Below are 15,512 nucleotides of genomic sequence, written 5' to 3'. Positions count from 1 at the left end.
TCATATACCAGTTAGGATATAGGGCAACTACTGCAAAATGGAGCGAAAACATATGAAATGTTCAGAAAACCAAACTAGTCGCGAAAAAGCTCTCCAAGCTGCACTTAACAAAATTGAACGGCAATTTGGTAGCGGCTCTGTAATGGTGATGAACCAAGAGCCTGTCAAAGCTATTGATGCAATCTCAACTGGATCATTTAGCCTCGACATTGCATTGGGTATAGGGGGGTTACCGAGAGGACGCACTGTAGAAGTTTTCGGCCCAGAGGCATCTGGGAAGACAACCTTAGTATTGAGCTGCATAGCACAAGCGCAGCGGTTAGGCGGGACATGCGCCTTCATTGATGCAGAGCATGCACTGGATCCATTATATGCAGAAAAATTAGGAGTAGATATAAATAGCCTCATCGTTTCTCAACCTGATTCAGGAGAACAGGCGCTGGAAATAGCTGACATGTTAGTCCGTTCAGGCGCGGTTGATGTTGTTGCTGTAGATTCTGTTGCGGCATTAACCCCTAAAGCTGAAATTGAGGGGGAAATGGGTGATTCACATGTTGGTTTGCAGGCTAGACTTATGTCTCAGGCACTGAGAAAACTAACCAGCAACATAAAAAACACAAATACTTTAGTGATTTTCATTAATCAGATACGAATGAAAATAGGGGTTATGTTTGGTTCGCCGGAAACTACTACAGGGGGTAATGCACTCAAATTCTATTCCTCTGTTCGATTAGATATTCGTCGAGTCGGTTCTGTAAAGGATGGTGATGATATAATTGGTAATGAGACCCGCGTGAAGGTTGTTAAAAATAAAGTAGCTCCTCCGTTTCGTATTGCTGAATTTCAAGTTCTTTATAGTAGAGGCATAAACAGAGTGGGAGAGATCGTTGAGTTTGCTGTTAAGGAGGGGATAGTAGAGAAATCAGGTGCTTGGTATTCTTATGATGGAGAAAAGATTGGCCATGGTAAGGCAAATGCTTGCAAATATTTTTTCGATAATCCTGATGATTGTAGTAAAATCGAAGCACAGCTTAAGAAGCGTTTAGTAACAACTTTAAACTCAGAAAGGCAGACAAAAAGCGGTCTCCATTGACTCAATGGAGAGATATTAAAAGGGCTTAAAGATTGTCTTATAAGCCCTTAATCATCTACTTGTAACAATTCGCTAAATTATTTTTGGCCAGACTATTTTTGTATAAAGGACTATTTATGGTCTTAAATTAGTCAGTAAGATGAAAATAGCCGACACTACGGCTGCTTGAAATCCTAGCGAGTAGCGCTTGGCTGAAAAAGATGCAACAGTGACCAAGCAAGAAGCAAAGCTTCCGATTTTAAATAACTTGCCAAAAAAATCATGATTATTTCCACTCAATAGGCCTCCACTCTTGATTGCTAAAAAAGCATATACAACGGTTATCATAAATAATGTTGTAGCTGCCAAATAGCATAAGAATGCAAACAAATATCTTCGTTGCTTAGTCTCTATAAATTGGCCCAGAGTTGTTCCTCTAAGAGCCATACGTAACGGTGAAATGTTAGCGGACTCTTTTTCCTGAACTTCATCTAAATATTCGTCATCTTGGTTCACTTTTTAAAACTCCTTTGAGGCTAGGTTTTAGATCTTATGATCCCTTGAATATAAATAGAGAAGCTTCCATAACACTAAGAAAGCATCAAGGCGAAGGATACAGGAGGGGTCTTTAGATATATGTCTCTTAGTTATCTGAATATTAATCAAAAAGAACAAGACCAATACTAAAATAAAAATCTACTGATCCATGCTTGCATAGGGTGGGGAGCTCAGTAAAGAAGAAACCGTACTTTTCGAAAAAAATATACTGATAGCGCTTGATACATGTGGGAAAGTATCACTGAGATTATTTTACTGCCAGCTACCTTTCAGCTCATAAATTGGTCGACGGAGTCAATCTTGTACTGGTCATCACTTAAAATCACTCATCCTCTTGCCAAGTGGGTTTCCACATCTGTTTATACCTCACTTATGGGCATTTTCTTGATGCTGAGTGGGGTGAGTTCAAAGAGAATAAGCGAGAAACTTTACTTAGTGCTTGACAATTTCTTTTGGATGGGTTTGATACTTTATGTGGTGAGTATTGTTGTGTTTCTGTATTTCAGATTAGCACCTAGATTCAATCGTATGTCTATGGGTCAGGATAACCTAAAGCGATTAATAGACTTTATAGAGGAATATCCAACTATCGCAAGAGAGATGTCACTAGAGAAGTACATTACAGGCCCTGTGACATTTGGGAAGCTAAAGGAGGTTCAGAAAGAGGCAAATCGAAAAGTTGTCGAGGTTGCAAAAAATTCATTAATTCGAAGAGGTTAAAGATGAGCAAAATATATCCTTATACAATTCTACATCTTGACCATAAGATGCTAATTGGGCTTGAAAGAAAAATTTCCACTGAGAATCTAGAAGAATGGGAAGTTCAAGCTGTGGAAGATTACAAGCGCCTATTAAGTAATAGACCAAGGTACGATCCAACTATACGTGAGCACTTCGGTTCTAGGTATAAAACGATGGAGGAATCGATAGAAGATGCGAAACGGGATGTTCTTAAAATGAATTCCCAGAGATTGAGTAGGAAAGTTGATGCCGCGAATAGCCTAATAGAGAAAGGTTTCTATAAGGAAGTTGCGAAGGTTGATAGTGTTTGTGCTCAGAAAGCAGTGAAGGCAACGACAAGCGTGAATCATCCTTGGATGGCACATAAAGATAAAAATGTTTTACCTTTGAAGCAGGCTTGGCGATCCACTGATTCCTATGATGTAATCCGTAGATTCGACGAGCTTTTCTTGAAAATGCCACTTGGGTACGTGAATCTACAGGAGCGAGTTTATGCTGACGAGCTTGTTTGATCAGAAAAGCTGTGTCATGCATTTGCAGTACTCTGAATTCTTAGAAAATACTAAGAAAGGGCAGATTCAAGATATAGTTCTTTCAGGTTATAAAGATAAGGGTTTCTTCATAGCAGGGCGTATCAAAGGTGCCGAACATGACATAACTTGCATCCTAGTAACACAACACTCGGAAATCCGCTACATAAAATGCCCAGATAATGCTCATACATTCCTGTATAGTATGGGTATCAATGAATTTATGGTTGATACAACTTCTTGGGATATGGAAAGCACATTTAATCCACATAAAGTTTCACAACAAAGTCGCCTGCGGAAAAAGCGCCGTGAACGAGCGTTGAGAAACCGACCGGTGTATCTTGATAAGTTTCGCTTTGCTTATAATGATGTTCAGATCGAGGAACGTATAAAGATATTGGTAGAGTGTGCAGTGAAGCAAGGGTGGCTGGAGAAATCAAAGATTATTAGCAAAAAGAGATTTTTCACTTGGATAGATAAGAAGGAGCTTCCTGACAAAAAGAAAGTACCAACATGGGCAATGAAATCAGCCGCTCTCCTTGCAACTGATAAAAAAGTCTATCCCAGAAATGAACTCGAGATATCAGTATTTGCTTGCCTTTGGTCTTCAATCTATGGTCCCTTCGAGTCTGTAGACTGTGCTCTAGAAAGTCTACCGGGGGACTTTATGAATAAGATTTCCTCGCAAAACATTGATAAGAGTTGTGTAGAAATAGCAATGGCTGATGAGGTTATTCATGCTCGTTTTGTTAAGCAGCAAGAGCGATTATTTCAAGAATCTAAAGTTACCGAGGAAACTCAAGTAGAGCAAGGTACTCAAGTAGAACAAAGTGCTTTTGATAATTTATGAGTAGAGCCGGTGCTGTCATTATAGTACGGAGTATAAAATGAGGGTAATAAGAAGGTGGAGATGAAACAAATAATAGGCTTCTATTAATCTAACAGCGTCAGGATGGGTGATTGATCCATTTGGTTATAAAGAAAAAACTGGGCAGCTGGTACTAGAGATATAAAAATTGCATAGCTTAGGAGGTAAATGGATACAACCCCATTTACGTTCAATGCGTTTGAGGGAAGCGTTTCAATCATTTTACTTAGTAGAACGATATCTGGAATTCCTGGATAGCGAATAGTCTTAAGAAATATCTTATAAATTGGGCATGATACGTGTAATAGAACGACTATATTACTTTGGCCTGATACTGCCATTAAAATCAAGCCTTAACTAATTTACAAGAAACTTAATACTGCCTATTGTTAACTCTACACCTGCCACCAATTCGACAGGATTAAATGGCGATAAACGGCATCCATCTATATATATTCCATTCTCACTGTTCAAATCCTCAATAAATACTTTTGGGTGCCTGAAATGAAACCGTGCATGCCTTTTAGATACACTCGGATCGTTAATTACTTCATCAGAAAGTTTTGGATGGCGGCCTAGCTCAAAGGTTTGATCAGCTGTGAAATTTTTAAACTTGATGTTATAGATACGCCCAGTTAAGTCAACGCCAGACAAAACATGGATTTTCTTACTGTCTAACTGCTTCTTTGACCTCCTTACTTTACTTTTAACAGGAACTGAGTATTTCTCAAGCTCGGGTGTTACGTTTACTTTCGGACGCTGGAGTGACAATAATAATGCTAGGAAAATTCCTGCTGAGCCCACAATAGTGACTAATATGAGTGCTTTTGTGAGATGTTCAATCTTGTAGATAACCTGCTGGTGGCCCTTTCCAAGGATGCAACTTTTTTCCGACAGCTTAAACTCTAAGCCTTGTATCATTAGCTCTTCCAGCAACACTCCAATATAAGATGACCAGTATACGCCCGCTACCTCAGGTATTCTTTGAACACCGCCACCAGATACCATTACAGGTGTTAATGGAGCTTCTGTATTTACTCCAATGACTCTACCGCAATTATCCAATAAAGGACCACCACTATTCCCTGGATTTGTGGCGGCACTATGCTGAATAATCCTAACAGGCTTAGTATCCCAAGCTCCATTGAAAACCCTACTTAAACTACCATCAGATATTGTTGGCTCAAGAGCGAATGATCCCCTATCTGCACCTCCCGGGAAGCCGACAGCCCAAACTGAAGCACCAATTTCTGGGGCAGGAATTGCTAGAGTGAGAGGGGGAGCATCTAATCTAGATGCTCGGATTATTGCTAGGTCAAGGGCTGAAGATTGCCAAATAATCTCAGCGCTATGAGCTTTTGTTGAACCACTAACGAAAACTTCTAATGATTGGCTACCTTCTATAACATGATGATTGGTGGCAATGAAACCTTTTCTATTTATAACAAATCCAGTTCCTTTATCTACGCCATTAATAATCCGAACGATGCTGGGATTAATCTCCTCGAAGTTCGGCTTGGCCCTGACAGGAGCAGTTAATAAAGACAGAAATATGCAGATAACAAAAATTCTAGCCGGCATTGTTTATTCCATCTTGGTTTCCAATTTTTGTCGTATTCTTTGGTTTAGATTTTTACGTCAATGAATAAACTAGGTACCAGTCAGTGCTCTTAGTAATGACAGGGTCATAGAACTACCAGAGTTGATGTACTCACCCCCACCTTGAGAAGCAAGCTGTTTCAAAAATGGATGCCCTTCATCGCTGATATCAACTACGGAAACGAAATGATTACTTCCACGACTATGAAATTCTGCTCCTGTAGCTAGTGTTCTTTCTTGCTCAGCAGGATGAGCTAAATTATCTGTAATTATTACAATTGAGAAGAATTTTGCTTCTGGGCGAAATGGAGAACGTACTCCAGACACTAATGCATCATATAGAGCCTCAGGACCATCAGAGTTGCAGCCGCTACCTCCTGCATGCATCTTACTTACAAATCCCTTTAAGCTATTGAGGGTTCTTGTAGATAGAACTGTTAATGGAAATATGTTTATAGCCCCGTCTGGTTCGCAATGATCCTTAAAATCAATAATGGAAATGGCGGCGGATGGTGAAAGTTTTTGGAATAATTCAGATATGCCATCTATCTCTTTCCTTAACCCATCAACCTGATGTCTCATACTACCAGTTGTATCCAAAGCAATTACTAAATCAAATGGGGGGAATTGAATTATATCTTTAGCGGCTTGTAGATGTTTTTGAGTTATGCCTAATGTATTTTCAATATGTGTTAATTTTTCTTTGGTTGTTTCTAACTCACGTTTCAATATCTCGACTTTTTCCGAGGAGTCGCCTGTATTAGGGAAGAAAGGTAACAGTACAATCATAATTAGTAAAAATGCCCCTGAAGTTGAGGCGAAAATATCTACTAATGATGTGCTAAATATACTGATTTCGCGCGATTTTCTTTTCATGGCAAGTGAATATAAGTGCTGAAATGTAGATTGCTTTGAACTATTAAGTATCCAGTAAGTAAAATGCACAAAAGAATAATTATTCCGCATAGGTATCTTACTTCCATGTATTTGTTGGTATTAAACAGCGGATAATTATTTTTCGAATTTGTGTTGCTCTTACAAACTTTATATAGAATAACGGTAGTATTATCTTGCCCGGGGTGATTTTTAGCGATTACGGCGTTAATTAGATTTTTTGTGATGACTCCAATATCTCTATCTGGCCTCCCTAAGATTTCCTTAATTCGGTTCTCTGTGAGAGTCTCTACGCCATCTGAAGCGAGTAGGATAATATCATCTGGTTGAAGGGGGGTGGGTTGTGGAGCTAGATCTAGTTTTTCAATTACCCCTCCCATAACAGCAGATATTAGTATATGCCGTTTAGGGTCTGCCCTTGCAGCTTCCTCAGTGAGGTGACCCTGGGCAGCCATTTCCATTAAAAAGGGGGATAGGGAGTGATCAGCATTCAGTCGTTGCAACTTATCATTACGGAATAACCATAGCGGGGAGTCCCCGATACTAACCCACTGTATGCCAGATTTAGTTATAGAGGCTACAACCAGTGTTGATCCCATACCATTGAGTTGAGAATTAGTTTTTATAAGCCTGGCTAGTTCTCTATTAGCCTCAATACAGCTTTGGGAGAGTCGATTTACAATGGGTCCATTTTGTTCTTGATAGCCCCTAATCGCAGAGCTTACCACTGAGGTACTTGCTGTTCTACCAGATACTGCTCCGCCCATGCCATCTGCAAGGATAAGCACTGTGTGCTCCTTCTCTTCCCCATTAATACCCTGTTTATCTAGTATTCCAAAATCATCTTCTTGGTCGGGCCTATCTCCCTTTAGCTGACTCACACCAATTTCACCATTGAAGGTTCTTACTTGGTCCATAATGTTCCCCGGAGACTATTTAATGGTTGATCTATGATCTACCCAATCAAAGTCATCACCACAGAAAGGAATAAATAGGAGTGTGGTATTTCCTAACTGAATTTCTGTATGTGAGATAAGTTCTGTAGGAGATAGAACTGGAGAGCCATTAATATAAGTAAGATTGGTTCCGCCACCGTGATTTACATAAAATTTCCTATTAAGGGGATCGTAGGTGACTACCGAGTGTGTACTCCTTGATATCTCTGTATCTCCAAAGCTTAGCGATAGCCGATTACTGTTATCTCGGCCTATTGAATTAACACCTATCCCAACTTGAAGTGAATGACCTTTGCCTGGTCCCTTTGTAATGACTAACCACCCGGCAACTGGATCATCCATCGGACACTCTTGAGTAGCTGAACTAGTGTCGTTTGGCATTTTGGGCTCATGAGTCGTACCTTGCTTTAGGCCTAGCCCGAAAATTCTTGTGTTCTCATCATCCTGGGAATTGGGGCCTATACTCCAATTGGGCCTATGTAGTGGCCTTGTATCTATATCAAGATCGCTACTAGGATACTCCTTTCTTTTGAGAATCATATGCTTGTAGTTAGAACTCTGGCTTGAGTTCAGGTTTTCAGTTGATTCTTCAATGATTTCACCACCAGGTGATCGGTAGACTCTCATACTAATACCCACTAATGTTCATATAATCGATTTATCAAATTATCCAGGGTATATTGTCCTACATAGTTAAGGACTTTTTCTTCGCGACCCTGGGCTATATGAAGTAGAAATACGAGAATTGCTGACATCAGCAATGCAAGAAGCGTTGTATAAAATGCTACACCTAGACTAGCAGTAAGCTGTTTCATCCAAGGCCCTACGATGGCTTGACCTTCCATTATATCCGGTACATTTCCTGCTACTTGTAGCGACATCGCAATACCAATAACCGTTCCAATAAATCCCAAAGTTGGAATTAACCAAACTATATAACGAAGCAGGTTGTATTTAATTTCTATTTCATGGCTGAGTAAGTCCAATGTTGAGTTGAATACAGTATTGACTCGATCTACTGATCGACCACTTTGAAACTGTAAAATACCTCTCGCAACCAGTCTTTGTAGAAAATAATTATTCCCTTTTAGTTGTTTCATGCGCTTATAGACCTCACTAAGATCTTCTTTGCGAAGCATAGTTTTTTCATCTTCAGGCAGTATGTTTTTGTCCAGTTGTGCTAGTTCAGATTTTCCTTGGCGTAGTCGTAACCAGACATCTCCAAGCCCAATGAAAAATAATATCCACATGAGATTTTGAATGGTGAAAGGGTAAATGCTTTTTCGGCTTTCCTCTAAATTACTAGGGTTGACGGCGTTATAGTCGACACTTCGGTCAAAAAATAAATCTCCCCAAAATCGTCCATCACAGGCATCAGTTGGATTTTTGCAGGGCTCTACAAAATAACTACAAATTCCCAGAAATATAATGCCAATTAGAATTGACGTTAGAACTAATACCCAGTCAACTTCACTAAAATGATTTTTCAAGTAGAACTCCTTTCCACTCGCGTTACATGAAATTTATTGGCGCCTCTAGTTTCCCAACTTCATTTCTGTTGAGTGAGATATTTGCGTTTGGATCTGACCCTGGTGGATCTAAAGTTTTTCTATGGCGCCGGTATTTGGGTTTCGCTTCACTGCGCCCAGAAGCAAGCTAGTATCATTGAGGTTTGACTTATAAATACTTAGTAGCTTGTCAATACAGGTTTCAATAGAACCAATACGAATTCGCTGACCACCCCCAACAAACTCTTGTTTGATTAAGCACCACCTCTTATCTAAAAATACAGAAGTCCCGGATAAACTTCCGCAGTCAGTCAAGAAATAGTTTCCGTCTTCAGTAATGACAATCTCTAGGTGGTGCCTGGAAACAGTGGCATCTACTATTCGTATATCCATTTCCTTGGAACGCCCAACCTTTATTACTTTACGCTTTGGCAAATCAGCTTCCTTGTAAGGTCTACAGACTCTCTAGTTCCTAGTTTTCTTTAGAAGAGTGTGAAGTCGCTCCACCTACCTACCAGTTGCTTCTACAGATCGTGGACGATACGGAAGCCACTATTATTATTGCGAGCTGAGGGAGAATTGTTATTTCGGTAAGCGGTGCGCATATTCAATGGGTTGGTGGCCCAAGAGCCCCCTCTAAGCACCCGGTACTTGCAATTATCCTTCTCACGCACACGTCCGTCGCTGGGGGCCTCTCGGTAGTCGTCATACCAACAGTCACCAACCCACTCCCAAACATTGCCTGGCATATCATGAAGCCCGAAGGCATTGGCCGGGAAACTAGCAACTGGGGCCGTTGTAGTATTGTCCCAATCACTGCCACACCCATTACAATTAGCTTGATTCTGCCCAAGCTCATTTCCCCAGCTATAGATGCCTGTAGATCCGGCACGCGCAGCGTACTCCCATTCAGCTTCACTAGGCAGGCGGAACTTCAAGCCTGACTTATGGTTTAGCCAATTGATGTATTCGTTCGCGTCTGTCCAGCTAACATTGATGACCGGACGACTTCCCTTGCCCCAGCCTTCGTCTGCCGGGAAGCGGCACGCAGAATCGTTTACGCACAGCATGTATTGATCCCAAGTCACCTCGGTGGCAAGCATCTTGAATCCTTGAGCGATTCGTACCACTCTGATTGGTCTTTCGTCATTGCTGCCATGAGGGCTACCCATTCGAAATACACCAGGAGGAATTGATATTAGGTAGTTTCCTGCGAGGAGAGATTCAATCCTTTTAGGCTGCTTGTCCCTTCGGTGCAGGTTCTCCTGTATCTGTTCTATCTCAGCTTGCCAAGAGAGCGCCGCTGCTTTCCAGCTTGACAGGGCCTCTTCAAGAAGGCCTATATCTGTTTCGATGACCGCGTGGCGCATATGGTCGTTAGCCTCTGTAGCTCCCGGGGAGTGTCCCAGATTGAAATCAGAGCTAAGGGACTGCCACTCCTGCTTCTTTTGTTTTGCGACTTGCTTTGCGCCGTATAATTTCTCAGCAACCTCGATCTGCCTAAGGAGCTCCTCATAGCGCTGGCGGATCCCTTCATATTCGATGTTTGCCTGTGCCCACTGTTGTCGGTCTCGGAGATTATCCGCTTCAGACAACTCTACTTTAAGAGCCTGAACTATCGATGATCCACCTATATGAGCTTGAGTTAACTCAAAGACGTAGACTTTTTCAGCCTTCCTTTGCATGTCATCGTTTGTAGAGCTCTGGGCTTGTTCTGTAATAGAGTTTAGCTTTTCCTCGATCCGCTGCTGTAGTATGGAGATACGCTCCCTGGAGTTAATTGAGTAAACATGATCGGCACTAATCGACCTCCCAGCTGCCCATCGTTCAAGAAGTCCCTGATATTTGGGTACCGCTATAGCAGCACAGACGACTAATAGTGCAGCTAATGTAAGCGTAAATACTTTTACCGTAGGCTTGTTGTAGAGTCGACCGCGTACAGGCCTTGGCTCAATCAGGGCTGGGGGTGTCTTGTCGTTGGTTGGGAGATCAACAGTAGTAAGTAGCTTGTTCCATTCAGTGAGATGCCTAGGCCGTTTAAGCGGATCTAGAGCCAGCGCAGCATCTATTGACCTTAGGAATGAACGACTATAACCCTCAATATTTTTCCACCAGCCGTCCATAGGATCTTCTGAGACTCTGTCTGTAGCCACCTCTGGGGGTGCATTTGTAATAGCACGATAACAAACAGCGCCTAACGCATAAATATCGACCCAAGGGCCCAATTTGGCCTTGGCAGAGTACTGCTCGATAGGCGCATAACCTGGAGTGATGATGGCCGCGACAGTTTGGCTTTTAGATCCTACGGCGAAGCGAGCGGCGCCAAAGTCAATAAGAACGGGATGTCCATCCCTAGTGATTATGATGTTTGAAGGTTTTATATCTCGATGAAGGAAGTCTGCCTGATGAACCAGCTTTAAACCATTGATTATCGGGAAGAGAATTGCGCTTAACTCATACTCTGAAAGAGCCCCTTTTCTCTTTAGCAGTTCGGCAAGAGTAAATCCTTCAACATACTCCATTACAATATAAGCTGTGCCATTGGCCTTGAAGAAACGATATATCTGAACGATGTTTGAGTGCTTGAACCGAGCAAGAACTTTTGCTTCCTCCATGAAGCGCTCTATTCCCCAGCAGAATTCATCAACTTGCTCTTTACAGTTGGGGCAAACTATGTTGCTTGTATCTCGATAAGCTATTTCAGTGGGCAAAAACTCTTTAATCGCTACTTCTTTATCTAGGTTGTGATCAAAAGCTAAGTAGGTAATACCAAATCCGCCACTACCCAGGTCGTGGTATATTTCATATTCCTGCAGGCGATAACCCTTGGGAAGTGAATTCTTATGTGTGGAAGCCTGGGAGTCACGTAGCGCTTCTGGCATGCCTTGCCTCGACATGATTTATTTGATGTATAAGCCAGGCTATGGAGGTAGGTTGGGTCCTGTGTAGGAAACGACGAATACTCAGAAAAACAAATAGCCCAAGGCTTATTAGGGAGAGTTTACCTTTAAAGTAATCCAAAGAATGTTAGCACGCGCCCAGGTAATGCACGGAATCGACGTCAAAACAAGCATCAGAATCAACGCTAATTAACTATTTGGAATCTTCAGTGTGTGGAAATAATAGGACAGGGCGCCAGGCAGTTAATGCTTCCTTACCATAAGCTGACAATTACTTTTGCTTTCTAAATCTCATTTGAGTGGTTGTGAAGGCCTTGGCATCCGTTCCATTACCTTTAATTCGTTGAAAAGAACGATTCAAATCAACCTCCCAGCCAGCTTTGGCCATCTCTGAGATGGCGTGAGTCATCTTTTGTGCATTTTCTGTATTGGTTGATTCAAAAGTAAACTCGTAATCGATGTATAAATAACCAGATTCTTTACCACCCCAATTAAAACTTGTCTGTCTAGCGGAGTAGCTGCTTTTAGATGGCTTGCTTGGAGCAACTAAATAAGCATCTTGATCCGTTATCTGCTTGGTGGAGTTTATAGATCTACTAACAGACTCAAATAGATTCTTTTGTTCTTGCCTATGCAGTTCTCTGAGAGATTGTTGGTGTTTTTGATTGTACTCAGATATTTCTTGAGCAGTCATGTCATTCGTTTGTGAATAGGATCTTGTTAAGGGGTGTTTCATATCCTGCTTGCTTGAAGGGCTGTGCTCAGTGCTTTTACTCGAGTCATCACTATCCTTGGAATAAGGGTCAATCGATTGTAAATAGAAATTCCAGTGTTGGTTCTCACTTGCCCCATCATTTGCAATGGCTATGTTCGATATCAAAATCCAGAATATACAGGCTACTGTTGCTTGGTTGATTGAACGTATGGTTTCCATGATGTTTCTCATCAGTATGTGCCAACGTGCCGAAAAATGGCGCGTAGGGGGCCAATTTCGAAAAAAGTGCTAATTATTCGTGAATTTGAGTCTGCCCAAATGTATAACGGAAACAAACAAAAAAGCTGTCTTTTTGACAATTCGTTTGCAAAGAAGGAAATGGTTGATGATCAGAAAGAAATCTATTAGCAAATTCTTATTGATGTTGAGTGCATCAGTGATTATGAGTGCATGTACGACACTTGATGTTATACAAAGAAAGGCCGTTCGCCTCGATGGTACGGTTTACTACTACAACGAATCTGGGGAACTTGAACTTACAAGCGAGCAGCTTGAAGAACTTGAAAAAAACGGGGCTGTAGTACGTATCAAACATGTAGCACCAAGCGGTGCTCTCATTCTTGACCCCGAAGAAATGGCTGTCCTCATGCAGGATCGAAGTTTATTCTTTGCAGAATTAGACGGAAAGAAAGCAGCCGGTAAGGTTTCCACTCTAATCAAGAAGGGCTCTCTGAGAAAAAGTATTGAAAGAATAGCTAACTCAGAAGGGTGGGAAAAGGTTGAGTGGAACTTGACTGTAGACTATTACGTGGAAAAGCCATTTGCTGTCGTCGGTCCAGATTTTCAGTCGGTGATTGTTGAAGCAGTACAAGGTTACCCTATATATGTGGCGTTCGATGAGTCAGATGAAAAAAACAGAACCATCAAAGTAATGGAGAAACAGGCTGAACTCGAAACGCCCTGATCTTCTTTTCAAGATTATCACCTGAAAGGTGATTACTTTTGGTCTTTAAGACCATTATAGGCGGCGGCTTTGGCCGCCTTTTTTGTTCAAATCAGTAATCCAAGGAACAACAATGACAATTAAAAAATATCTGCTAGCTGCTTTTGCATGCTGTGGCTTACTAACAGGGTGTAAAAGCGATGAGCCTATGTCGATAAAGATTACACACGTTAATGATACACACAGTTATTTTGATGAGGAGGCCATGCAGCTTGAGCTTCCGGATGCTACTGGAAAACCAGTGGCTACTTATGCATATGTTGGTGGTTACCCACGTCTCAAAACAAAAATTGATGAGCTACGAAATGAGGCTCTCGTAGAAGAAAAAGACTTCATGCTATTGCATGCCGGTGATGCGTTCGCGGGCACTTTATTCTTTACTCTATTTAAGGGAACACTTAATGCAGAATTCATGAACTATTTTGAATTCGATGCAATGGTGATAGGAAATCATGAATTTGATTTAGGGAATGAGTCATTAGCAAGTTTTTCTAAATCAGTGAATTTTCCTCTGCTTTCATCAAATATAAAAACAAAAAAACGTGATCCGCTACACGATGAATACCTTCCATTTACAGTGAAACTATATGATGGGAAACCAGTTGCCATAGTCGGTATAACCACAGAGTATACTGAAATAATCTCGTCCCCAAGTGATGCTACTAAGTTTTTAACTGCGGAAAAAGCCGCGAAAAAAACAGTAAAGGCACTGAAATCTTCAGGTATCAACAAGATCATCTTCCTTACACATAGTGGTCTTGAATCAGATATTGCTTTGGCTGCATCGGTACCTGGTATTGATGTAATCATTGGAGGTCATTCACCGGAAGTGCTCGGAGACCATTCAAACATTGGCCTGGGAGATCAAGGTCCTAGCCCGATTATGATGACAGGCCCGAAAGGTGATCCCGTATGTATTATGCACTCTGGTGAAAAGGCTAAAGCTATTGGGATTACAGATGTCGAATTCAGTGGGGGTGGGGTCGTTGAGTCTTGTTCAGGCCAGAATGTATTCCTCGTGGGAAATGTCTTTGCTCAAGGAAGTCCAGCAGAGCTAGTTGATGATGATACATATCAAAATATTTATAGCTTCATTTCATCTAGTAACAATATAGAAATCGTTGAGAAAGATTTGACTTCTCAGGCGATGTTGGAACAAGCGAAGGCAGAAGTGGATGCATTTACTTCGACTGTAGTAGGTATTGCTAGCGAGCCCCTGTATCATGTACGACTTCCCGGCGATGAGCATGAAGATGCAGGTGAGCTAGTAGGCGGGAGTATGGTAGGACCACATGTTGCACTTTCGATGGCTGAAAAAATGGAGCAGACATCAGGACAACCTTATGTGGCGATGATGAATGCCGGGGGAGTGCGAGCCGATTTGGTAGGTGAGATTACAGTTGGATCTGCATATTCCGTGATGCCTTTTTCATCCACTGTGGTTTCTATGAGCGTGACAGGTGAATCTTTAGTAAATACTCTTAGCACGAATGTTGCCAACTCATATTTAATTAGTAGTGTTGCTTTCCCTTATGTGGCTAACATCCATTACACAATAAACCTTACAGACCCTGAAAGCCCAAAAGTAGAGAATGTGCTAGTAAAAGATGAGAACGGGGTTTTCCAGGAAATAGATCTGTCAGCTCGCTACTATCTGGCAACTACTAGTTACTTAGCAGGCGGAGGTGATCTATATAGTTTTGACGAGGCTCAAGACATAACAGATACAGGGCATGTTGATGCCGATGTTCTGGTTCAATATGTAGAGGGACAAACGGGAGGTTTCGTCACCAATATAGATAGTGGCATTACAATTATCAAGTAAGCAAAATTAATTCTAGGTTTTTACATAACTCTATTTATAATTTAGAGAGAGGCTATGCCGATACTACTACTGTCTAGATCGGCATAGCTGTAAAATAACTTTCGTAGACGCATTATCTGCTTTTTAAGGTCACTCATCTTCCAATGATTTCTCTTCTACTTACTGTCCTCACCTGAATTATCTGAATCAGCTACCTTACGGGCTAACCACTTAACAAAAGTAATCAAAACTAAAACGACACAAAGGAAACTTATTACGCCCCAACTACTCCAGAACTCATAAAATTCTTTTTTCAAGATTAAATCCATATTCCCACCTATTTCCTTAGATTAAAATATTTTAT

General features: G+C 41.3%; 15 protein-coding genes. 6 read left to right on the top strand and 9 right to left on the bottom strand.

The features are described 5' to 3' along the window. Positions 1-52: 52 nt before the first annotated feature. The gene (gene recA, locus ACCI49_RS01245) at positions 53-1,093 is read left to right on the top strand and encodes a recombinase RecA (RefSeq protein ID WP_371837149.1); all 1,041 of its coding nucleotides are present in this window, start codon (positions 53-55) and stop codon (positions 1,091-1,093) included. Positions 1,094-1,207: 114 nt separating this feature from the next. Here recA and ACCI49_RS01240 read toward each other — a convergent pair whose 3' ends face one another. Beyond that, a complete protein-coding gene (locus ACCI49_RS01240) occupies positions 1,208-1,588 on the bottom strand; it encodes a hypothetical protein (protein ID WP_371837148.1) in 381 nt (126 codons plus the stop codon). A gap of 342 nt (positions 1,589-1,930) precedes the next feature. Here ACCI49_RS01240 and ACCI49_RS01235 point away from each other — a divergent pair, with 342 nt between their 5' ends. From ACCI49_RS01235 to ACCI49_RS01225, 3 genes are read left to right on the top strand one after another with little or no spacing between them, the layout of a single operon-like run. Next, a complete protein-coding gene (locus ACCI49_RS01235; RefSeq protein WP_371837147.1) occupies positions 1,931-2,350 on the top strand; it encodes a hypothetical protein in 420 nt (139 codons plus the stop codon). A 2-nt stretch (positions 2,351-2,352) separates the two neighbouring features. Continuing rightward, positions 2,353-2,883, top strand: coding sequence for a hypothetical protein (locus ACCI49_RS01230; protein WP_371837146.1), 531 nt, complete (start codon positions 2,353-2,355; stop codon positions 2,881-2,883). Beyond that, a complete protein-coding gene (locus tag ACCI49_RS01225) occupies positions 2,864-3,751 on the top strand; it encodes a hypothetical protein (RefSeq protein WP_371837145.1) in 888 nt (295 codons plus the stop codon). Before ACCI49_RS01230 ends, ACCI49_RS01225 begins: the two co-directional genes overlap by 20 nt. A 375-nt stretch (positions 3,752-4,126) precedes the next feature. On the opposite strand, the gene ACCI49_RS01220 is transcribed toward ACCI49_RS01225, so the two are convergent. From ACCI49_RS01220 to ACCI49_RS01185, 8 genes are all read right to left on the bottom strand, one after another. After that, positions 4,127-5,350 carry a trypsin-like peptidase domain-containing protein gene (locus tag ACCI49_RS01220; protein WP_371837144.1) on the bottom strand — a complete coding sequence of 408 codons (1,224 nt, stop codon included), beginning with the start codon at positions 5,348-5,350 and terminating at the stop codon, positions 4,127-4,129. Between the two features lie 69 nt (positions 5,351-5,419). Continuing rightward, positions 5,420-6,244: a vWA domain-containing protein gene (locus tag ACCI49_RS01215; RefSeq protein ID WP_371837143.1), complete on the bottom strand. Its 825-nt coding sequence runs from the start codon at positions 6,242-6,244 to the stop codon at positions 5,420-5,422. Further along, complete coding sequence (locus ACCI49_RS01210) at positions 6,241-7,179, bottom strand: PP2C family protein-serine/threonine phosphatase (RefSeq protein WP_371837142.1); 939 nt, start codon at positions 7,177-7,179, stop codon at positions 6,241-6,243. The genes ACCI49_RS01215 and ACCI49_RS01210 overlap by 4 nt, the downstream gene beginning before the upstream one ends. 15 nt (positions 7,180-7,194) lie before the next feature. Beyond that, on the bottom strand, positions 7,195-7,845 hold the full coding sequence (locus ACCI49_RS01205) for an FHA domain-containing protein (protein WP_371837141.1): 651 nt from the start codon (positions 7,843-7,845) through the stop codon (positions 7,195-7,197). 11 nt (positions 7,846-7,856) lie between these two features. After that, complete coding sequence (locus tag ACCI49_RS01200; protein ID WP_371837140.1) at positions 7,857-8,708, bottom strand: MotA/TolQ/ExbB proton channel family protein; 852 nt, start codon at positions 8,706-8,708, stop codon at positions 7,857-7,859. Between the two features lie 108 nt (positions 8,709-8,816). Further along, positions 8,817-9,161 (bottom strand): FHA domain-containing protein, encoded by a 345-nt coding sequence (locus ACCI49_RS01195; protein WP_371837139.1) that lies wholly within the window; start codon positions 9,159-9,161, stop codon positions 8,817-8,819. A gap of 89 nt (positions 9,162-9,250) precedes the next feature. Further along, positions 9,251-11,608, bottom strand: coding sequence for an SUMF1/EgtB/PvdO family nonheme iron enzyme (locus ACCI49_RS01190; RefSeq protein ID WP_371837138.1), 2,358 nt, complete (start codon positions 11,606-11,608; stop codon positions 9,251-9,253). A gap of 289 nt (positions 11,609-11,897) precedes the next feature. Then, a complete protein-coding gene (locus tag ACCI49_RS01185; RefSeq protein ID WP_371837137.1) occupies positions 11,898-12,560 on the bottom strand; it encodes a hypothetical protein in 663 nt (220 codons plus the stop codon). A 166-nt stretch (positions 12,561-12,726) separates the two neighbouring features. Here ACCI49_RS01185 and ACCI49_RS01180 point away from each other — a divergent pair, with 166 nt between their 5' ends. Beyond that, entirely contained in the window at positions 12,727-13,305 is a 579-nt protein-coding gene (locus ACCI49_RS01180) for a hypothetical protein (RefSeq protein ID WP_371837136.1), read from the top strand. 112 nt (positions 13,306-13,417) lie between these two features. Beyond that, positions 13,418-15,169: a bifunctional metallophosphatase/5'-nucleotidase gene (locus ACCI49_RS01175; RefSeq protein WP_371837135.1), complete on the top strand. Its 1,752-nt coding sequence runs from the start codon at positions 13,418-13,420 to the stop codon at positions 15,167-15,169. Positions 15,170-15,512: the final 343 nt, after the last annotated feature.

This window comes from Microbulbifer epialgicus, assembly GCF_041447265.1.
Taxonomy (GTDB): Bacteria; Pseudomonadota; Gammaproteobacteria; order Pseudomonadales; family Cellvibrionaceae; genus Microbulbifer; species Microbulbifer epialgicus.
This window is presented reverse-complemented; position numbering and strand designations above follow the sequence as displayed.

Coding starts and splice junctions, on each gene's coding strand:
- recA (WP_371837149.1), top strand. CDS start 53: ATGAAATGTTCAGAAAACCAAACTAGTCGCGAAAAAGCTCTCCAAGCT.
- ACCI49_RS01180 (WP_371837136.1), top strand. CDS start 12,727: ATGATCAGAAAGAAATCTATTAGCAAATTCTTATTGATGTTGAGTGCA.
- ACCI49_RS01225 (WP_371837145.1), top strand. CDS start 2,864: ATGCTGACGAGCTTGTTTGATCAGAAAAGCTGTGTCATGCATTTGCAG.
- ACCI49_RS01210 (WP_371837142.1), bottom strand. CDS start 7,179: ATGGACCAAGTAAGAACCTTCAATGGTGAAATTGGTGTGAGTCAGCTA.
- ACCI49_RS01220 (WP_371837144.1), bottom strand. CDS start 5,350: ATGCCGGCTAGAATTTTTGTTATCTGCATATTTCTGTCTTTATTAACT.
- ACCI49_RS01205 (WP_371837141.1), bottom strand. CDS start 7,845: ATGAGAGTCTACCGATCACCTGGTGGTGAAATCATTGAAGAATCAACT.
- ACCI49_RS01185 (WP_371837137.1), bottom strand. CDS start 12,560: ATGGAAACCATACGTTCAATCAACCAAGCAACAGTAGCCTGTATATTC.
- ACCI49_RS01215 (WP_371837143.1), bottom strand. CDS start 6,244: ATGAAAAGAAAATCGCGCGAAATCAGTATATTTAGCACATCATTAGTA.
- ACCI49_RS01190 (WP_371837138.1), bottom strand. CDS start 11,608: ATGCCAGAAGCGCTACGTGACTCCCAGGCTTCCACACATAAGAATTCA.
- ACCI49_RS01175 (WP_371837135.1), top strand. CDS start 13,418: ATGACAATTAAAAAATATCTGCTAGCTGCTTTTGCATGCTGTGGCTTA.
- ACCI49_RS01230 (WP_371837146.1), top strand. CDS start 2,353: ATGAGCAAAATATATCCTTATACAATTCTACATCTTGACCATAAGATG.